The following is a 19,686-nucleotide window of genomic DNA, read 5'->3' on the forward strand; positions in this document are numbered from 1 at the left end:
AGCCGGTTTCGACTATTCGTGCGGCTCAGGCTTGTCCAGGTCGGCCAAGGCGGCTGCATTGTTTTTGAAAGCGGCAGCAAAGATTCCCCGGTTTTTCGCCATGAAAATACTGGCTTCTTCTGCCAGCGCCTCGTCCAGCCCCGGAACGTTTTTCACCAGGACCTGGGTCAGCACCTCTGCCAGTTCCAGCATCTGATCATGGGCATCAGCGAGTTTGCGGTCCAAAAACGTAGTCTCCAAATCGCGCGTGCTGCGGTAAAGAATCTCTACAGCCATACGAGGCCTCTCAATGAGTGATATTAGGGTGCCTCACTGGGTGCCACCCCGTGTCACGGTAAGTTTTTGTCAAAACGGCGATTGCCTTCACGATAGTAGTGTTTTGCAATTACTGTATCTATATACAGCAAAGAGCATAAGCGAATCCCCAGGCTTTGGGTAGTGGCTTTTTTTCCTGCTACGATCTTCGGGCGTTTTTCGACAAACCCTCACAAACGTCAATTCGCCTCCATGATGACCAACCCTTTGCGCCTGGCCTTACCTTGCTTGTTGCTGACAGCGGCGTTACTGAGCGGATGCGCCACCGCCTACGGACCGCATGGATTCACCGGTGGTTACACTGAAACCAAAATAGACGACAGTACCTATCGTGTCGTCTTCAATGGCAATGGACAGACCTCGCGCGACAAGGTCTGGTATTACTGGATCTATCGCTGCGCCGAATTGACCACGCAAAACGGTTATGAGTTTTTCATCCCCTCACAGACACAATTGAAGGCCCCGGCGCTGTCGCAAGCCGACACCCCCGCAACCCGGCTGGCTGACCTGCAACCTGGCTCCGACCTGCCGCTGAGCCAGTTGGCGACGCATTCGGTCCCGACCTACATCTATATTCCCGGCGGCACCGTGAAAACGTATTCCGGCAACGGCTTCGTCAAGATGCTGCATAGCCCCGACGGCTACAACGGCATGCTGGTCCTGCGCGCCGCCACCATCCTGGAAATGCTCGATCCCTACATCAAGAGCCAGGGAAATGCCGCCGCCCCCACCGGCAAGGACATCTTCAAGGCTGCGTTTGCGGGTAGCATGGCGCCGCGAACCGCCAACCCGCCCGTGACGATGGACGATCTGAAGCATCTGTTGCCGCCGCCTTGAGCTGATGCGTGAGGCCACGACCCCAGACGAATTTTGCGCACTCATGCGTCCTGCAAAACCGGGTAAGCATTCATCATGAAACCATCGCTCATCAAACAAGCAACCGTCCTGGCTGCCGCCCTGTCGACCTGCTCCTCGGTGTTCGCCATGGAGCCCGAAGCACTGTTCGAACAGGTCTCGCCGAGCATCTGGGTGGTGCTCGCCGCCGATGCCCAGGGCAAGCCGTTTTCGCAGGGGACCGCGGTCGTCGTCGGTCCCGGTCGCCTGGTCACCAATTGCCATGTGCTGGCCAAAGCCAGCAGCTTCAAGGTGCAGCACCTCAATGCCACCTTTGCGGGCACGCTGGAGTTTCCCGATGTGGAACGCGACCTGTGCCAGATCAAGGTCGCCAACCTGGTGGCGCCAGCGGTCAAGATCGCCCCGATCAGCCATTTGCGGGTCGGCCAGAAAGTGTTCGCCATCGGCTCGCCGCGTGGCCTGGAAGAAACCATGAGCGACGGCCTGTTGTCGGCGCTGCGCCTGGACAAGGAGGGCAAGCTGCGCCTCATCCAGAGTTCCGCACCGATTTCCCACGGCTCCAGCGGCGGTGGGCTGTTCAACGATCGCGGCGAGTTGATCGGCCTTACCACGCTGGGCATGGAAGGCAGCTACGCGCAGAACATTTCATTTGCCGTGCCGGCCCAGTGGATACAGGACATCGCCGAGCGCGGCAAAGCCGCCCTGGCGACGCGGGGGAAACCGGCGCCAACGCCGGTTCCCGCACCTGTGCCTGGGCCCGTGTCGACGGCAGAGAAATGGAATGGCTGGATGAGCTGCGGGGCGCGCGCCGACAAGGGTACGAACTTTGCCGCCTATCAGGCCAGGTTCACCATGGAAGTGAACGACGGTGCCGTCAATGCCTACCGCAAGAACGACACTTTTGTGGAAACCTTGACCGGCAACATCGCCCACAACATGCTGGACCTGCACGGCATCGGCTACCGCATCAGCAACCCCAATGTCATCTGGCAATTCAGCTTCAACGGCGAATTCCCGGTCGGCTCCAAGGTGTATACGGGCAAGGGCCACATGTTGCGCGCCGGCACGCCGATCCGAGACTGCGATTTGACCATGACGCATAGCTGAAGGCCGCGCCTCGTCCCTGGCCTTTTTTCTGCATGCAGGGACAATAGTCATCTTCCACCCGCATCATCCGATCAAGCCGAACCAAGGAACCTCTACCGTGAAAATCAATTGGGCCGAGAACCTGCGACGAAACGTGCACCAGGTGGCCGAGTCCCTGGGCAACCTGTTCGTCGAGTCGTTCCATTACCTAGCGCTGTTCGCCATCGGCGGGGTCACCGCCTGGGCGGCGGTGATGGAGTTCCTGACGATGATCGAAGGCGGGCAGCTCAAGATCGACGACATCCTGCTGCTGTTCATCTACCTCGAACTGGGGGCGATGGTGGGGATCTACTTCAAGACCAACCATATGCCCGTGCGCTTCCTGATCTACGTGGCGATCACCGCGCTGACCCGGCTGCTGATCTCCAACGTGTCGCACCACAATCCACCGGACATGGGCGTGGTTTACCTTTCCGGTGCGATCCTGCTGCTGGCGTTCGCGATCCTGGTGGTGCGCTATGCCTCGTCGCAGTTCCCGTCGGTGAAGATCGAGCATCCGCAGCGTAAGATCGGCGAGGGCTCCGGCGAGCATCCGGAAGTGGAGAAGGGTGAGCTGTAGGAGGTAGGAGGTAGGAGCGAGCTTGCTCGCGATGGTAGCCGGGACACCGCGGGGTATCAGGTTTCCCGCGTTATCGTTGACGCCCATCGCGAGCAAGCTCGCTCCTACACCATCATCAGTTCATCCAGACGCCGGCGCGCAAATGCCAGCCATCGTTATGCCGTTCCCAGTGCGGGTGCACATAGCGATAGCCCGGGCGCACCGGCTCCCAATGCCCGTGCATCGCCACATAGCGCCGTCCGTCCCAATGCCAGTAACCCCGCGCCCAGACGAAACCGGGACGATAGGCCGGCTCCACCTCGATCACTTCCTGCGGCGGCGGTTGCGGCGCCACCACTTCCACGTATTGCGGTGCCGGCCGTTCGACCACCACCTGGCGCTCGTGGACCACGCGCTCCTGTACGCAACCGGAAGCCGCCATGACTACCGCTGCAAGTGCTGCGTAACGTAAAAACATGTTGCCTCCTTGGAATGGTCCGCCTACGGCGAACGGATCAGTGCCGTGTTTTCTCACCGGCTACGCTTGTTGTAACAGCATGTATCTGTCCGGATCCTGAACCCGACACAGTCTTTTTAGCCGCAAGAGCCACTTGTCACAGAGCTTAGGCAGGATAGAACTGAATGCATCATTGTCAGCATTGGTACAGCCAGTTCGACAGACACTGGGGACGAAAGGACTGATGCCGCTCTCACCTTTGGAAGCCTCTTGATATGCCAGTACCGGGTGCTGTTCTACGTTGTCTGGGGTTGTCGGTTTGTCTGGTCGCGGGACTTCCCGTCGTTGCTGTGGCGGCGCCTGCCGCGCCCTTGAGTCCGGCCGATTCGGCCTGGCTGCGGCGTGACGGTTTCGACCTGGACGCGGCGAACGTCGCGCGCTTTCGCGCCATGGGCCGCAGTGGCCTGCTGGAGGCGCAACTGAGCGACCGTATTCGTGACACCTTGCCACCGGGTATCGATGCCCAATTGCGGGCGTACCCGATCCTCGCGCAACCGCTGCAGGCCACCTTGCTCGCGTTCAAGCAGCGCCAGGAGCAGCTCCAGTCGATGCCGGACGGCGATGCCAAGGTCGAGGCGAAAAAGTCCCAGCAGCAACAACTCAATGACGCCGCCGACCAGGCTCGGCAAATCACCCTGTTGCGAGCGGTCTACGGCAGCAACCAGCTCAAGGAGCAGATGGTCGGGTTCTGGCTCAATCACTTCAGCGTGTTCGCTGGCAAGGGCGCGGTGCGCCTGATGGCGGCGGACTACGAAGAGCGGGTGATCCGTCCGCATGCCCTGGGCAAGTTCAAGGATCTGCTTCTGGCCACCCTCAAGAGCCCGGCGATGCTGGAGTTTCTCGACAATGCCCAGAACGCCCGGGGCAAGGTCAACGAAAACTACGCCCGCGAATTGATGGAGCTGCACACCCTGGGGGTCGGCTCCGGCTACACCCAGCAGGATGTCCAGCAACTGGCGCTGATCCTCACCGGCGCGGGGGTGATGCCGCTGGACGGCCGGGTGCAGAAGTTCGGCCCGCGGGTGGCGCCGCTGGTGGTGCGCGACGGGATGTTCCAGTTCAACCCCAATCGCCATGACTTCTCCGACAAGGTGCTGTTGGGCGAGCCGATCCAGGGCAGCGGTTTCGATGAGATCACCCGGGCGGTCAACCTGATCACCCGGCAGAAGGCCTGTGCACAGTTCATCTCGCGCAAACTCGCGCAATACTTTGTCGCCGACCAACCGCCGCAGTCCCTGGTGGACCGCATGAGCGTGACCTTCCAGCGCAGCGATGGCGACATCGCCCAGGTGCTGCGCACGCTCTTCGAGTCGCCGGAGTTGTTGCAAAGCGCCGGGAAAAAATTCAAGGACCCGACCCAGTTCGTGGTCTCGGCGGTGCGCCTGGCCTACGATGGCAAGCCCATCGCCAATCCCCGGCCGATGCTCAATTGGCTCAATCAGCTGGGTGAGCCGGTGTTCGGTCGCCAGACCCCGGACGGCTGGCCGCTGGACGCCGCCGGCTGGGCCAGTTCGGGGCAGATGTCCAAGCGTTTCGAAATCGCCCGGGCCATCGGCTCGGGCTACAACCGGCTGTTCACTCCGGAAGGCACTGACAAGGCACAGGGCGGTTTTCCCATGATTACCACGCCGCTCTACTACGAAGCCATTGGCCCGCATCTGTCGGCGGCCACCACCGCCGCGCTGAATCAGGCCACGTCGCCCCAGGAATGGAACACCTTTCTGTTGTCCTCACCAGACTTCAACAACCGCTAACGTCGTGCCTCTCAGGAAGGTGCTGTGATGAATCGTCGAGATTTTCTGGTCGCTTCAGCGGTCGCCGCGGCGACCCTGCCGACCTTGTCGTTCTCCGGGAAGCTGTTTGCTGCCCCAGCGTCGGCGCCGCGCTTTCTGATGGTGTTCCTGCGTGGCGGCTACGACTGCAACAACCTGCTGGTGCCCTATGCCAGCGATTTCTACTACGAGTCGCGGCCGAACCTGGCGATCGCCCGGCCCGATCCGCACAACCTCAACAGTGCCATCGCCCTCGACGGTCATTGGGGCCTCAACCCGGTGCTGCGCGATTCGCTCTACCCGTTCTGGCAACGCAAGCAGATCGCGTTCGTGCCCTTTGCCGGTACCGACGACCTGTCGCGCAGCCATTTCGAAACCCAGGACAATATCGAGGCGGGCCTGGCGGGCGACCAGCACGGTCACTATGGCTCGGGCTTTCTCGCCCGCCTGGCCGGCGTCTTGCCCGGCAGTACGCCGATTGCCTTTACCGACGCCTTGCCCCTGAGTTTCCAGGGCGGTCGGGATATTCCCAACCTGTCCTTGCGCGGGGTCTCCAAGCCGGTCTTCGACGAGCGCCAGTCGTCGATCCTCGCCTCGATGTACAAGGGCACCACGCTGGCCGCGCCGGTGTCCGACGGGCTGCAACTGCGCCAGCAAGTGTCGAAGGATCTGCAGGACGAAATGACCAAGGCCGGGCGCGGCGCGCAGACCGCGCAGAATTTCGCCGCCGAGACCCGGCGCATCGCCACCCTGATGCGCGATCAGTATCGGCTCGGTTTCGTCGATGTCGGCGGCTGGGACACCCACGTCAACCAGGGCAGCACCCAGGGCCCGTTGGCCAACAACCTGGCGAACCTGGGGCAGGGACTGGCGGCGTTTGCCGATGCCATGGGCGATCAGTGGAAAGACACCACCGTGGTGGTGGTCTCGGAATTTGGCCGCACCTTTCGCGAGAACGGCGATCGCGGCACCGATCATGGACATGGCACGGTGTACTGGGTGCTGGGCGGCAGCGTGCACGGCGGGCGTATCGCCGGCGAGCAGGTGGCGGTGGCCCCGGGCAGCCTGTTGCAGAACCGCGATTACCCGGTGCTGAACAATTACCGTGATCTGCTGGGCGGCGTGCTGGGGCGCACCTGGGGTTTGTCGGCTGCGCAACTTCAGAGCGTTTTCCCCGGCGCGCGCCCCAATGGGTTGCAGCTGGTTTAGTGACTGCTTAACGAACCGGCAAGGTCAGCACCCGGCCGGTCACTGTGGCCGGGCGCCCCATACGATGGCCGGCGCCACTCCACATCGGTGCGGGGAGGGTCGCCAGCTTGAGACTGTCGCTGTCGGTCATGGCCGTGAGCATCTCCATCGCGCAATGCCCCTGCTCGATGGCGATGCCGAATTGCACGCTCTGGATCAGGCGTTTCAGGCGCCGCGGATCATTGCGCTGCTCGGCGCTGATCATCCGTTTGGCCACCACCCCGTCGGCGTTGGACAGGGTCAGCATGATGTCGCCGTCCAGTCCCTGGAGGCTGAGGTTGACCCGGTATTCGGGCTGGAAAGCGTCGTTGATCAACTGAAAGGGGTTATCCATGTGTGTCACCACTCTGATCGAAACCTGCATTCATTGACTGCTCGCTGGCTGGATTGGTTCGTCAGTTCCGGACCGGCGGCAGGTCGGTGCCCTGACTTCGTGTCGGGGCACAACTAACGGCCTTGATGCTGTGTTGAAAAAAAGTGCAAGGCTTGTGCCGAGTAAACGACCGTTCAGTAGAAGCGCCGTGGATCGGCGTCGATCAGGCTGGCCAGCTTGGTCAGGGCGAAGCGCAGTTCGTCCCGGCTGGTGGGCGACATCAGGACGATCCGCACGCTGCGGGTAGTCCCCAGGCGTTCGGCCTGGAACTGCGTGCCGCTGAGCACCAGCACACCGTTGGCCCGTGCCAGCAGGGTGAATTCATCGCCACTCCAGGGCTCGGGCAAGGTCAGCCACAGGTGGTAGCTGTGGGGCTGGGTAGCGATCTGCAAGCCGCGAAACACTTCGGCGGCGATGGCCTGGCGGGCGGCCGCCTCGTTGCGCTGGATCGCCACCAACTGCGTGTCCAGCCCCTCGCCGAGCATCATGCTCGCCAGTTGCGCGGTCAGCGGCGATGGCATCCAGATACTGCTGCGGACCATGGAGGTCAGGCGCGACAGCAGTTTCGGCGGGCTGTACAGGTAGCCGATGCGCAGGGCCGGCATCACCGACTTCGACAGGCTGGTGAGGTACACCGAACGGTGCGGCGCATAGCTGGACAGCGGCTTGATCGAGGGATCGGTGGCGAGGAAACCGTAGATATCGTCGTCGATGATGATGAAATCGAACTCTTCGGCAATCGCCGCGATCTGTGCCCGGCGCGCCGCTGACATGATCGCCGTGGTCGGGTTCTGGCAGGTGGCGACGCAGATCAGCAACGCCGGTTTTTCCCGCAGGCAGCGCTCGCGCAGGGCTTCGGGAATGATCCCTTGCTCATCCATTTCCACGCCGCCGAGCCGCCGTTCCAGACCATGGGCCAGGGAGATGATGCCCGGGTAGCAGAGCGCTTCGCAGAGCACCAGGTCGCCGCTGTTGCTCAGGGCGCTCAGGGCGACCATCAGGCCATGTTGCGCGCCGGCGGTGATGACCACCTGCTGCCATTGCGCGTCGGGCAGCGACTGGCGCAGCCACTGGGCGCCGGCTTCACGGTGGGCGGGATGGCCGCCGTCGGGGGCGTAGTCCAGGGCACGGGCGAAATCCGCGTCGTTGGCCATGTTCACCAGGGCATCGCGCAACTCGTGTTCCAGGGGCTCGCCGTGGGGCTTGATGATCGACAGGTCGAGCAGGTCGGCCGGCCCCGCCGCCAGCAGCGTCGACGTCGGCTGGCGTGTCGCTGGCGGCACGCCCTGTTCCAGCACATAAGTACCGCGTCCGACTTCACCCTGCACCAGCTTGCGCCGCTGGGCCTCGCTGTAGGCCCGGCTGATGGTGCCCGGCGTGACCTCCAGCGCCTGGGCCAGTTCACGCAGGGTGGGCAGGCGGCTGCCGACCTTCAGCGCACCGCTGGCGATATCCCGTGCCAGCGCATCGGCGATGGAGAGATACACCGGTTGGTTGAAGTCGCTGAGCCGAGGAACCCACATGCGTGATAGCTACCGATCCTGAAGAGAGTGGACGGCAGCTTATCACAGGGTGCGCCAACCTAAATTGATTCTATTGAATCGAATCAATTTTTGCGGTTATATGCACTTAAGTCGATTCAATCGAATCAATGCCTCCCACGCTCAGGTACCGATGCTCATGAGTCACCTCAGAAAGGATTTTTCGTTATCGGCGGTTATCGCCGGCTTCATCGCGGTGGTCATCTCCTATGCCGGCCCGCTGATCATCGTGTTCCAGGCGGCATCCCAGGCCCACCTGTCCAGCGAGCAGGTGTCGTCGTGGATCTGGGCGATCTCCATCGGCAGCGGCGTCACCGGCCTGCTGTTGAGCTGGCGCCTGCGGATTCCGGTGATTACCGCCTGGTCGACGCCCGGCGCGGCGTTGCTGGTCTCGATGTTGCCGACGGTGTCGTTCGCCGAGGCGATCGGGGCCTATGTGGTCGCGTCGTTGATCATCGTGGTCATCGGTTTGTCGGGGGCCTTCGACAAATTGATGAGCCGCCTGCCCAAGGCAATTGCCGCGGCGATGCTGGCGGGGATCCTGTTTCGTTTCGGCGCCGAGCTGTTCACCTCGATCCGCCTGCAACCGGCGCTGGTGTTGTCGATGATCGGCGTCTATCTGGTGTGCAAGCGTTTCTCGCCGCGCTACGCGATCCTTTCGGTGTTGATCGTCGGCTGTGCCTTCGCCGGGGTGATGGGCGAATTGAACCAGGCGGCGATCACCGTGGCGGTGGCGCAGCCGATCTTCACCGCGCCCGAGTGGAGCTGGCACGCGATCATCAATATCGGCCTGCCGCTGGCCCTGGTGACCCTGACCGGCCAGTACGTGCCCGGCATGGCCGTGTTACGCACAGCCGGTTATACCCAGCCGGCGCGGTCGATGATTTCGCTGACGGCTGCCAGCGCGGTGCTGCTGGCGCCGTTCGGGGCTCATGGTCTCAACCTGGCGGCGATCACGGCGGCGATCTGCACCGGTCGCGAGGCCCACGAAAACCGCGACAAGCGCTATGTCGCCGGCATCGCCTGCGGGTTTTTCTACATCCTGATGGGGACTTTCGGCGCGACCCTGGCCTCGGTGTTCGGTGCCTTGCCCAAGGAGCTGATCGCGTCCCTGGCCGGGTTGGCGCTGTTCGGCGCGATCAGTGCCGGCCTCACGGGTGCCATGGCCGAGGAGAAGCAACGGGAAGCGGCGCTGATCACCTTTCTGGTGACCGCTTCGGGCATGAGCTTCCTGGGGCTGGCGGCGGCGTTCTGGGGATTGATCTTCGGCCTGGTGGCGCATTTCGTGCTGAGCTACACCCGCGAGCGCAAGGTGCCGGTGGGACTGCGTGACGCTTGATGCGTGCATGGGGCCGGGCAGGGACGTCCGGCGGTCAAGGCGTTTTCTGGCAAGCCCGCCATGGAGTTTTTCAGGAGATTTGTTGCAAGAAATGACAGTGAGGCGACTCAACCCAATTCCCGACATTAACAGCGCTTTACGGGCTTGTCCGCCTATTTCGTCGGATAATTATTTATCTTTTCAAAGGGCTTGAATTGTTTTTCCAACTGCCCAACTCTGTCATCAAGAGGTCATCTTCAGCACGCTTCCAGGCGTTGCCGCGAGCCTCTTGCAAGCTAGCTGAAATAAGGGAAGAACTATGCAAATCCAAGTCAATAGTGATAACCATATTCAAAGCAGCAACCGACTGAAGGAGTGGGTTCGGTCGAGCGTCGAGAGCGCGCTCGAACGTTATGAAGAACACCTGACACGGGTCGAGGTTCACCTGGCGGACGAGAACGGCGACAAGCCCGGTCCCCACGACTTGCGCTGCCAGATGGAAGCGCGGCCAAAAGGCCATCAACCGATTTCGGTCACCCATAAAGCCGATACCCTGGAACAGGCGATCGATGGCGCGGCCACCCGACTTGAACACGCACTGGAGCATCTGTTCGGCAAACTGCAAGCCAAACGCCCGATCGCCATCAAGGGCGAGCGCCGCGACCTGGGAGACGCACTGCTGGAAGAGGAGTTCGAAGAGAAGGAACGTGTGCGACTGGCCGCTAACGGCTGATTGCCAGCGCTGACCACGACGGGCCTGCATTGCAGGCCCGTTTTCGTTTGGGGCGCCGTTCAAACCGGGCTCAGTTCAGCGGATCTCTTTGCGCATGAGAATTTTTATCATTAATATTGGCATCTTTTCACGCTGACTGGCCGCTGATCGACGGCGGGCTGTTGCTGGGAGTGTTGCGATGAACCTGGCCATGCGCCCCCCCGAGAATCCCGAGGTCGAGGGCAGCGACCGTGCGCACTTCCTGCAAGTGTTCCTGTCTCAACGCTCGCAAATGGAGGCGCTGGTCAGCCGCCGGGTCGGTTGTCGGGCGACGGCGGCGGACCTGGTCCAGGACCTGTTCCTGCGCTTCTGGCGACGGCCGCTGGTGCAGGTGGAAGAACTGAGCACCTACCTGCTGCGCTGCGCCGGCAACATTGCCATCGACCATTTGCGCAGCGAAGGAGCCCGCGTGCGGGTCAATGAAGGCTGGCTGCCCGAGCAGCAGGGTAACCAGAGCTTCGAACCCGAGGTCGCCCTGGAGGCCGGTAACGACCTGCGCCACGTCGAGGCGGCGCTGCGCAGCCTGCCGGAACGCACCCGCCAGATTTTCCTGCTCAACCGTATCCATGGCCGCAAGTACGTCGAGATCGCCAAGGCCATGGGACTCTCGCAAAGCGCCGTGGAAAAACACATGATGCGGGCCCTCGAAGCCTGCAAGGCCAGTCTTCGGGAGCCTTCGGGCAGCCATGGAGCGTCTTCACCCACACGTCTGCCAAGGAAAGCATCGTGACCCATTCTCCCCGTGTTGCCGTGACGCCCACCCAGGAACAGGCCGCGCTGGCCTGGCTTTGCCGCTTGCACGATCAGCCGAGCCGTGGCGACCAGGCGCGGTTCAGTCTCTGGCTGCAAGCCGACCCGGCCCATGTCGAGGCCTACGCCCAGGCCCAGGTGCTCTGGGCATTGAGCGAGGGGCCGGCGAGCAGCCTGGCCCGGGAGGAGGCGGACGTCTTGCAAGGTCTGCTCGAAGCCATGGATCGGCCCAAGCCCGCGACACGCTGGCGCTGGTCGGCGGGCCTGGCGATGGCGGCCTGCCTGCTGCTGGCGGTGTCCATCGGCCTGGGCTTCGAGCCGCGGCGTTGGCTCGACGACCTCGGTGCGGACTATGTTTCGCTGCCGGGGCAGGTGCGTACGGTGACCCTGGCCGATCAATCCGCAGTCACCCTGGACACCGACAGTGCGATCTCGGTGGATTTCAGCGCTGGCGAACGGCATGTGCGGTTACGGCGCGGTTCGGCGTTTTTCCAGGTCACCCATACCGGCGCACCCTTTGTGGTGGACGCCGAAGACGGCGAGGCGCGGGTGCTCGGCACGCAATTCGAAGTGCGCCTGCAACCGGGGGGCGCGCGGGTGACGGTGTTGTCCGGGCGGGTCGGGGTGCGGGCGAGCCCGGGCGCACCGCAACAGATTCTCGCCGCCAACCAGCAAGTGGCTTATGCCGAGGGTTCGGCGCCGCCGCCGCAGCCGGTGGACAGCGACCAGCTGTTGGCCTGGCGGCAGGGTTGGCTGAACTATTCGAAAGTCACCCTGGCCGAGGTGGTGCAGGACCTCGGCCGGTATTACCCGGGGCGGATCCTGGTGCTCAACGACAGCCTGGCGGCGCGGCGGATCAGCGGCAGTTTTCCAAACAAGGACCCACGGGCGGTACTCGATTCGCTGCAAGGGGTGCTGGGGTTCGAACAGCACAGCCTGTTGGGGCGGGTCATCGTGCTGCGCTGACCCTGCAGAAAATATTTTCAAAAAGCATGTGAGGTAAACCTGGAGCCCATTCGTGTAGTGGTTGAAAGTGCGATTCATTCGCATTAAAGGTTCTCTACACACGGGTCACGCATACATGAAGTCCAGGGCAAAATCGGCGGCAGGCAATTCGGTCAAGCGGTGGTTCGGCGCATCGGCGCTGGCGGTTTCGGGGTTGGCCTTGCTGCCCCTGGGCGTGGCCCTGGCGGCCGAGTCCGTGGCGCAGCACAGCGCCCGGTTCACCTTCGCCATCGCCGCCAAGCCGCTGCCCCAGGCCCTGAACGACTTCAGCCGGGTCACCGGCCTGAGCGTGGTCTACACCGACGAAGCCGCCTACGGCCATCAGGCACCGGCGGTCAACGGGCAGATGAGCGCCGAGCAGGCCATGCAGCGGCTGCTGGGCAATTCCGGGCTCACCTTCCGTCGTACCGACGATCACACCCTGGCCCTCGAACCCTTGGCGACCCAGGGTGCGCTGAATCTCGGTGCCACCACCATCAACGCCGACCAGCAGGCCGCCGCCGCCAGCTACCAGCCGCCGCAGGTCACCTCGGTGGCCCGTTCCAGCGCGACGCTGCAGGAAATCCCGCAGACCATCAACGTGGTCTCGGCCCAGGTCCTGCGTGACCAGACGCCGCGCAACCTGGACGACGCCCTGAACAACATCAGCGGCATCACCCAGGCCAACACCCTTGGCAGCACCCAGGACGCGGTGATGATTCGCGGCTTCGGCGACAACCGCAACGGTTCGATCATGCAGGACGGCATGCCGGTGGTGCAGGGCCGGGCGCTGAACGCCACCACCGAGCGGGTCGAGGTGCTCAAGGGCCCGGCCTCCTTGCTGTACGGCATCCAGGACCCGGGCGGGGTGGTCAACCTGGTCAGCAAGAAACCCCAGTTGGAGCAGTACAACGCCGTGACCCTGCGCGGCTCGACCTACGGCTCCGGCAAGAATGGCAGCGGCGGCAGCCTCGACAGCACCGGCGCCCTCGGCGATTCCGGACTGGCCTACCGCATGGTGCTCGACCGCGAAGACGAAGATTACTGGCGCGACTTCGGTGCCCACCGCGAAACCCTGATCGCCCCGTCCCTGGCCTGGTTCGGCGACAGCACCCAGCTGCTGCTGTCCTACGAGCACCGCGAGTTCCTGACCCCGTTCGACCGTGGCACGGCCATCGATCCCCGGACCAACCACCCGCTGGCCATTCCCAAGGATCGCCGGCTCGACGAGCCATTCAACAACATGGAAGGGCGTTCGGACCTGGTCCATTTCGAAGCCGACCACGACCTGAACGACAACTGGAAGGCCCACTTCGGCTACAGCTGGAACCGCGAAACCTACGATGCCAGCCAGGTCCGGGTGGTCTCGGTCAACCCGGCCAAGGGCACTCTGGTGCGCAGCATGGACGGCACCAAAGGCGCGCTGACCAGCGACCGCTTCACCACCGCCAGCCTCGACGGCAAGGTCGATGTGGCCGGCATGCAGCATGACCTGGTGTTCGGTGTCGACGACGAATATCGCAAGATCTACCGCGCCGACCTGATCCGCCAGAACCCGCTGACCACCTTCAGCTACCTGAACCCGGTCTACGACCGCGAAGTGCCGGGATCCACCGTCAGCGCCAAGGACAGCGACCAGACCGACCTGCTGCGCAGCGACTCGGTGTTCGTCCAGGACTCGATCCACCTCAACGACCAGTGGATCCTCGTCGCCGGCGGGCGTTACCAGATGTACGACCAGTACGCGGGCAAGGGCCGGCCCTTCCAGGTCAACACCAACAGCAACGGCGAGAAGTTCGTGCCGCGCGCCGGCCTGGTGTACCGCTACACCGACGAGCTGTCGTTCTATGGCAGCTACACCGAATCCTTCAAGCCCAACTCCACCATCGCCCCGTTGGCGGTGACCAGCACGACCCGCCTGGTACTGGACGGCTCGATCGAGCCGGAACAGTCCAAGGCCTGGGAAATCGGGACCAAGCTGGATATTCCAGGGCGCATCACCGCCACGGCGGCGCTGTTCGATATCCACAAGCGTAACGTGTTGGTGGCCGTCGCCGATGGCCTGACCACCCAGTACAGCGTGGCCGGCCAGGTGCGCTCGCGCGGTTTGGAAGTGGATGCCAGCGGCCAGCTGAGCGACCGCTGGAGCCTGATCGGCAGCTACGCCTACACCGACGCCCAGGTCACCCAGGACGCCAATTACCAGGGCAACCGCCTGCAAAACGTGGCGAAGAACGCCGGCTCCCTGTCGGCGGTCTACGACTTCGGCTCGATCATGGGCGGCGGCGACAAGCTGCGGGCCGGCGCCGGGGCGCGTTACGTCGGCGAGCGCGCCGGAGATGCGGCCAACACCTTCCAACTGCCGGGCTACACCGTGGCCGATGCCTTCGCCACCTACGACACCCGGGTGGAGGGGCAGAAGGTCAAGTTCCAGCTCAACGTGAAGAACCTGTTCAACAAGGTCTACTACAGCTCGGCGGTCAGCCAGCTGTTCGTGTCCATGGGCGATGCCCGTCAGGTGTCGGTGTCCAGCACCCTGGAGTTCTGATGAAAAGATTCAGTGCAGTCCTGTTCGCCCTGACCCTGAGTGCCGCCGCGCTGGCGGCGGCACCCGGGGACGGGCGCCTGTACCATCGCGAGCATCAGGTCACGTTGCCCGGCTCCGGCGACAGCTGGGGCTTCGCCGCCCTGGACCCGACACGGCCTTATCTGTTTCTCGCGCGTCGGGAAAACGGCCTGAGCGTGTTCGACGTGGCGAAACAGCGCCTGGTGAAAACCCTCGATCACTCGGCGGGCGCCAATGCCGTGGTGTTCGTGCCCGAACGCAATCGGGTGTTCGTGCTCAACACCGACGGCAGCCTCGGCGTCGTCGAGCTGTCGAGCCTCAAGCTGCTCAAACGCATTGCCGTGGCCCAGAGCAACCTCAACAGCGCGGTGTATGAGCCGCGCACGGGGCAGGTGATCGTCGTCAGCGGACGGCGGGCGGATCGTTCGACGTTGTTTGTCTTCGACCCGCAACAGGAAAAGATCACCGCCGCCCATGAGCTGGAAGTGAAGAAGATCGACCCGTTGCTGGTCAAGGGCGACGGCAGTTTCTTCCTGCCGATGCGTGACGAGGGCAAGGTGGCGCGGTTCTCGGCCAGCACCTTCGAAGTGCTCGACAGCTGGAGTTTCGACGGTTGCCCCAAGCCCAGCGCCCTGGCCCGGGATGAGCAGGGACAGCGGTTGTTCGTCGCCTGCCGGGGCGAGCAGCCACGGCTGATCGTCGCCGACCTGGAAAGCGGCGCGGTCAAGGCCAGCCTGCCGATCACCCGGGATGTCAATGCCCTGGCCTGGGATGCGACGCGGCGCCGGCTGGTCATCCCCAGCGGGGTGGACGCCAACCTGACGCTGGTCACGCAGACGGACGTCGATCATTACTCGGTGCTGGGCAGCATCAGCACCTTGCCGATGGCCTACAACATGGCGTTCGATCCGGCGAGCGGCAAGGTCTACCTGCCGGCCATGGACTTCACCCAACCGGCCACCGCCAAGGGCGAACCCAAGGCCGATCCGCTGTTTCATGCCGACAGTTTTTCCGTCACTACGCTGACGCCTTGAGCCACAGACCGTGTCCCTGGAAAACGGATCGCCGCGCATGGATTCCAGGGACAGTGTTACCGCATAATTCCCCCTGTTGACTCGCTAAGTACCTTGTTCTTATGTGACTCCTGAGTGATGAGCCGCTGCCGTTGGCAGCGGCTATTGTGTGTTTATTGGTTGAGTTCGAGGCGGAAGATGAATTCGGTACAGGGTTTCATGGGCAAGGGCGTGGCACTGGCATTGTGCGTGTTGCTGGCGGCCTGCTCGAGCAAGGCGCCGCGGCCTCCCGAGCAGCCGGCCAAGGTGGTGGTCCTGCAAGCAGCGCAGTTGCCGCTGCCGCTGCCGCGCTCGGCGTTTTGCGCAGGGCTCGACAGCGTACTGAGCAGCCCGGCACTGGACGGCGCGATGACTTCGCTGGTGGTGCGCGACGCGAACACCGGCAAGCTGGTGTGTGAATTCAATCCGCAAAGCCGACTGATTCCGGCCTCCAGCCTCAAGCTGGTGACCACCGCTGCGGCGATGGAAATCCTCGGTGCCGACTATCGGTTTTCCACGACCCTGCTGAGCACCGGTGTGCAACAAGGCGGGGTGCTGACGGGCGATCTCTACCTGCGCGGCACGGGGGATCCGAGCCTGCGCCTGGAAGACTACCAGGCCCTGGCGGCCGGGCTGGCCCGCAAGGGCATCACACGGATCCGCGGACGGCTGATCTTCGATGACACGGCCTTCGACCACGAGCGGCTGGGGGCCGATTGGTCCAGCAGCGATGAACAGAAGTTTTATTCGGCACAGATTTCCGCGCTGAGCGTGTCGCCGAACGCGGACCTCGATGTCGGCTCGATCCTGGTGAACGTGCGCTCCGCCGGCCCCCGCCAACCGGTGCGGGTCAGCTTCACGCCGGCCAACCACTACATGAACGTAGTCAACCGCGCCAAGACCGGTCGCGGCGGCCCGCTGGTGGTCAGTCGGGGCCATGGCGGCAACCTGTTGCGCATCGACGGCGCGCTGCCCAAGGGCGCGGAGCGCATTGCCCAGGTCAGTGTCTGGGAGCCAACCGGACTGGTGGCCGACCTGTTCAGGACCGCCCTGACCCAGCAGGGTATCGCGGTTGAAGGCGGCAGCCTGCTGGGCGTCGCCACGCCGGCCTCGGCCCAGCCGCTGGTGGAGCACCAGTCCCCGGTCCTTGCGGAGCTGATGCCGCCGCTGCTCAAGCTGTCGAACAACAACATGGCGGAAATCCTGCTCAAGTCCATGGGCCGCAAGACCACCGGGGCGGGCACGGCGGCGGCGGGCGTGGCGGCGGTGAACGGATTCCTGCAGGGGCATGGGGTGTCGCCGGTCGAGTTGCTGCAGTTCGACGGTTCCGGCTTGTCGCGGCGTAACCAGGTGTCGGCCCGGACCCTCAGCGACATGCTGCTGGCGGTGCGCACGCGGCCCTGGTTCCAGTCCTGGTATGAGGCGCTGCCGGTCGCTGGCAATCCCGAGCGGATGATCGGCGGCACCTTGCGCAAACGCCTGCGTGGGACGATGGCGGCCAACAACCTGCATGCCAAGACCGGCAGCATGGGCGGTGTGTCGGCGCTGGCCGGGTATGTCACCAGCCTCAGCGGGCGGCCGCTGGTGTTCGCCATGGTGACCAACAACTACCTGGTGTCGGGGCGGCAGGTCAAAGCGGTGGAGGACCGGGTGGTGACGGCCCTGGCCAACAAGACCGACTGAGGGTCACCCCTGATGGTGAGCAGGATTGCTTGATTTGTGGGAGCCGGCTTGCTGGCGATGAGGCCAGTGAGCCTTGCATCGACCTTCCGGCCGCCATCGCCGGCAAGCCGGCTCCCACAATAAATCTGCGTATCACCGCAAAACATCGTGTTGCCACGACCCCTGTAGGAGCTGGCTTGCCAGCGATGAGGCCCTTGAGCCTTGCGCTGCCCGTTTGGCCGCCATCGCCGGCAAGCCGGCTCCTACAGGGATCGTGTTCGGCCTTAGTGTTCGAAGGCCTGCCGGTATTCGCCAGGCGTTCCTCCCAACACCTGGCGAAAGCGGTTGGTGAAATGGCTGGCACTGGCAAAACCGCAGGCCAGGGCAACTTCCCCGAGGGGTTGCACGCTGCTGCGCAACAGCACCCGTGCCCGCTCCAGCCGCCGTGCCAGCACATACTGATGGGGCGGCAGGCCGAAGCTCTGGCGGAACATCCGCGCAAAGTGATATTCGGACAGCGCGCATAACCCGGCCAATTCGCCCAGGCTCAAGGGCTGGTCCAACCGACCGTCGATGTACTCCACCAACAGGCGCCGCTGGTGCGCCGCCAGCCCCCCTTTCAAGCGCAAGCCCTGGCGCAATCCCACCTGATTGAGCAACGCATGGCCGAGCAGTTCGTGGGCCAGGCTGCTGCTGAGCAGGCGTTCCCCCGGCTCGTCCCAGTTCAGGCCGATCAGTTGGCGAAAGCGCCGGGCCTGCTGCGGGTCGTCAAGAAAGGTGTGCTCCTGCAATTGCAGTTCGCGCGGTTCACGGTCCAGCAGCGTCACGCAGCCGAGAGCGAACTGTTCCGGGCTGAAATACAGATGCGCCAGGCGGATACTGCCGTTGATCACCCAGCCGGACTGGTGTTCGGCGGGCAGGATGCAGAGCTTGTCCGGACCGCCCTTGGTGTCGGGGCGATCGCGGCGAAAGGTCCCGGTGCCGCCGGCGATATAGCAGGACAGGGTGTGATGGCTGGGCGCCTCGTAGTCCTGGGCGTCGTGATGGTTGCTCCACAGGGCCGCCGCCAGGCCGTCGCCGAGATCGGCGCTGTGTTCCAGGCGCGAATTGGGCGAGCGGTTCAGGGCCTGAAAGACTTGCAGGGTATCCAGTGCGGGCATGGTCTGTTCTCCAACGCCTTGCATCCTACTCCGTCGACACCGCCCTGGCAGCCCGGACGCCGACAAAAGCGCAAGTTTTTGCAAGCGCCAGACCGAGCGGCCATCGACACTGAAGCCTGTCTTCGGGAGTCCGCGCCTCATGAACCTGTTTCTATACCTGCTTACCGTGTTGATCTGGGGCACCACCTGGATCGCCCTGAAACTGCAACTGGGCGTGGTGGCGATCCCGGTGTCCATCGTCTATCGCTTCGGCCTGGCGGCGTTGGTGCTGTTCGTCATGCTGCTGCTCAGCCGCCGCCTGCAACCGATGGGCCGGCGCGGCCACCTGATCTGCCTGGCCCAGGGGCTGTGCCTGTTCTGTCTGAATTTCATGTGTTTCCTCACCGCCAGCCAGTGGGTGCCCAGCGGCCTGGTGGCGGTGGTGTTTTCCACCGCGACCTTGTGGAACGCCCTGAACGCCCGGGTGTTCTTCAAGCAGAAGATTGCCCGCAATGTGTTGATGGGCGGCGCCCTCGGTTTGCTCGGGCTGGGCCTGTTGTTCTGGCCTGAACTGTCCGGGCACACCGCCGGCCCGCACACCGTGTTGGGCCTGGGATTGGCGCTGCTCGGCACGATGTGCTTCTCGGCCGGCAACCTGCTCTCCAGCCTGCAACAGAAGGCCGGGCTCAAGCCGTTGACCACCAACGCCTGGGGCATGCTCTACGGGGCGACGATGCTGGCGACCTACTGCCTGTTCCAGGGCATCCCGTTCGAGATGGAATGGAACACCCGCTACATCGGCTCGCTGCTGTACCTGGTGATTCCGGGGTCGGTGATCGGCTTCACCGCCTACCTGACCCTGGTCGGGCGCATGGGGCCGGAGCGTGCCGCCTATTGCACGGTGCTGTTTCCGCTGGTGGCGCTGAATGTCTCGGCCTATGCCGAAGGCTATCACTGGAGCGCGCCGGCCCTGCTTGGCCTGGTGTCGGTGATGCTGGGCAACGTGCTGGTGTTCCGCAAGCCCGGGACGCCATTGCGGCCGATGTCCGCCAGGGTGGCATCGTCTTGAGTGACACGACACCTGTCGTATTTAGTTAGAACCGTTGCCCGGGGCGGGAGGGCTAGGCTGGGCTTTTTC

The 19,686-nt window shown here is 63.6% G+C and carries 18 protein-coding genes; 13 read left to right on the top strand and 5 right to left on the bottom strand.

Annotated elements, in window-relative coordinates; all coding sequences use genetic code 11:
- Positions 1-12 precede the first annotated feature (12 nt).
- Positions 13-276 carry a YebG family protein gene (locus tag UCMB321_RS05075; RefSeq protein WP_040064360.1) on the bottom strand — a complete coding sequence of 88 codons (264 nt, stop codon included), beginning with the start codon at positions 274-276 and terminating at the stop codon, positions 13-15.
- Positions 277-507: 231 nt separating this feature from the next.
- On the opposite strand from UCMB321_RS05075, the gene UCMB321_RS29400 reads away from it, so the two are divergent.
- The 3 genes from UCMB321_RS29400 to UCMB321_RS05090 all read left to right on the top strand — a co-directional run bounded on the left by UCMB321_RS29400 (position 508) and on the right by UCMB321_RS05090 (position 2,875).
- On the top strand, positions 508-1,152 hold the full coding sequence (locus tag UCMB321_RS29400) for a CC0125/CC1285 family lipoprotein (RefSeq protein WP_157015850.1): 645 nt from the start codon (positions 508-510) through the stop codon (positions 1,150-1,152).
- Positions 1,153-1,227: 75 nt separating this feature from the next.
- Positions 1,228-2,277 (top strand): S1C family serine protease, encoded by a 1,050-nt coding sequence (locus UCMB321_RS29405; protein ID WP_052451072.1) that lies wholly within the window; start codon positions 1,228-1,230, stop codon positions 2,275-2,277.
- 97 nt (positions 2,278-2,374) lie between these two features.
- On the top strand, positions 2,375-2,875 hold the full coding sequence (locus UCMB321_RS05090) for a phosphate-starvation-inducible protein PsiE (RefSeq protein ID WP_040064361.1): 501 nt from the start codon (positions 2,375-2,377) through the stop codon (positions 2,873-2,875).
- 115 nt (positions 2,876-2,990) lie between these two features.
- On the opposite strand, the gene UCMB321_RS05095 is transcribed toward UCMB321_RS05090, so the two are convergent.
- On the bottom strand, positions 2,991-3,332 hold the full coding sequence (locus tag UCMB321_RS05095) for a YXWGXW repeat-containing protein (RefSeq protein WP_040064362.1): 342 nt from the start codon (positions 3,330-3,332) through the stop codon (positions 2,991-2,993).
- A 350-nt stretch (positions 3,333-3,682) separates the two neighbouring features.
- Here UCMB321_RS05095 and UCMB321_RS05100 point away from each other — a divergent pair, with 350 nt between their 5' ends.
- Both UCMB321_RS05100 and UCMB321_RS05105 read left to right on the top strand, forming a co-directional pair.
- Positions 3,683-5,125 (top strand): DUF1800 domain-containing protein, encoded by a 1,443-nt coding sequence (locus tag UCMB321_RS05100; protein WP_245220719.1) that lies wholly within the window; start codon positions 3,683-3,685, stop codon positions 5,123-5,125.
- Between the two features lie 27 nt (positions 5,126-5,152).
- Positions 5,153-6,352, top strand: a complete 1,200-nt coding sequence (locus tag UCMB321_RS05105; protein ID WP_040064364.1) for a DUF1501 domain-containing protein — start codon at positions 5,153-5,155, stop codon at positions 6,350-6,352.
- A 7-nt stretch (positions 6,353-6,359) separates the two neighbouring features.
- Here UCMB321_RS05105 and UCMB321_RS05110 read toward each other — a convergent pair whose 3' ends face one another.
- Both UCMB321_RS05110 and UCMB321_RS05115 read right to left on the bottom strand, forming a co-directional pair.
- The gene (locus UCMB321_RS05110) at positions 6,360-6,725 is read right to left on the bottom strand and encodes a DUF3509 domain-containing protein (RefSeq protein ID WP_052451073.1); all 366 of its coding nucleotides are present in this window, start codon (positions 6,723-6,725) and stop codon (positions 6,360-6,362) included.
- A gap of 173 nt (positions 6,726-6,898) precedes the next feature.
- Positions 6,899-8,287 (bottom strand): aminotransferase-like domain-containing protein, encoded by a 1,389-nt coding sequence (locus UCMB321_RS05115; protein ID WP_040064365.1) that lies wholly within the window; start codon positions 8,285-8,287, stop codon positions 6,899-6,901.
- A gap of 157 nt (positions 8,288-8,444) precedes the next feature.
- Here UCMB321_RS05115 and UCMB321_RS05120 point away from each other — a divergent pair, with 157 nt between their 5' ends.
- The 7 genes from UCMB321_RS05120 to dacB all read left to right on the top strand — a co-directional run bounded on the left by UCMB321_RS05120 (position 8,445) and on the right by dacB (position 17,430).
- Positions 8,445-9,644, top strand: coding sequence for a benzoate/H(+) symporter BenE family transporter (locus UCMB321_RS05120; RefSeq protein WP_040064366.1), 1,200 nt, complete (start codon positions 8,445-8,447; stop codon positions 9,642-9,644).
- Between the two features lie 298 nt (positions 9,645-9,942).
- Positions 9,943-10,356, top strand: a complete 414-nt coding sequence (locus UCMB321_RS05125; protein WP_040064367.1) for an HPF/RaiA family ribosome-associated protein — start codon at positions 9,943-9,945, stop codon at positions 10,354-10,356.
- Positions 10,357-10,534: 178 nt separating this feature from the next.
- Entirely contained in the window at positions 10,535-11,125 is a 591-nt protein-coding gene (locus UCMB321_RS05130; RefSeq protein WP_040064369.1) for an RNA polymerase sigma factor, read from the top strand.
- Positions 11,122-12,111 carry a FecR family protein gene (locus tag UCMB321_RS05135; protein ID WP_040064371.1) on the top strand — a complete coding sequence of 330 codons (990 nt, stop codon included), beginning with the start codon at positions 11,122-11,124 and terminating at the stop codon, positions 12,109-12,111. The genes UCMB321_RS05130 and UCMB321_RS05135 overlap by 4 nt, the downstream gene beginning before the upstream one ends.
- Positions 12,112-12,226: 115 nt before the next feature.
- Positions 12,227-14,677 (top strand): TonB-dependent siderophore receptor, encoded by a 2,451-nt coding sequence (locus UCMB321_RS05140; protein ID WP_040064372.1) that lies wholly within the window; start codon positions 12,227-12,229, stop codon positions 14,675-14,677.
- The gene (locus UCMB321_RS05145; protein WP_040064373.1) at positions 14,677-15,729 is read left to right on the top strand and encodes a YncE family protein; all 1,053 of its coding nucleotides are present in this window, start codon (positions 14,677-14,679) and stop codon (positions 15,727-15,729) included. The genes UCMB321_RS05140 and UCMB321_RS05145 overlap by 1 nt, the downstream gene beginning before the upstream one ends.
- A 177-nt stretch (positions 15,730-15,906) precedes the next feature.
- Positions 15,907-17,430 (top strand): D-alanyl-D-alanine carboxypeptidase/D-alanyl-D-alanine endopeptidase, encoded by a 1,524-nt coding sequence (gene dacB, locus UCMB321_RS05150; protein WP_040064375.1) that lies wholly within the window; start codon positions 15,907-15,909, stop codon positions 17,428-17,430.
- A 263-nt stretch (positions 17,431-17,693) separates the two neighbouring features.
- On the opposite strand, the gene UCMB321_RS05155 is transcribed toward dacB, so the two are convergent.
- Positions 17,694-18,569, bottom strand: a complete 876-nt coding sequence (locus tag UCMB321_RS05155; RefSeq protein WP_040064376.1) for a helix-turn-helix domain-containing protein — start codon at positions 18,567-18,569, stop codon at positions 17,694-17,696.
- Between the two features lie 139 nt (positions 18,570-18,708).
- On the opposite strand from UCMB321_RS05155, the gene UCMB321_RS05160 reads away from it, so the two are divergent.
- Positions 18,709-19,617, top strand: a complete 909-nt coding sequence (locus tag UCMB321_RS05160) for a DMT family transporter (protein ID WP_040064379.1) — start codon at positions 18,709-18,711, stop codon at positions 19,615-19,617.
- Positions 19,618-19,686: the final 69 nt, after the last annotated feature.

The sequence above is a fragment of the Pseudomonas batumici genome (assembly GCF_000820515.1).
Taxonomy (GTDB): Bacteria; Pseudomonadota; Gammaproteobacteria; order Pseudomonadales; family Pseudomonadaceae; genus Aquipseudomonas; species Aquipseudomonas batumici.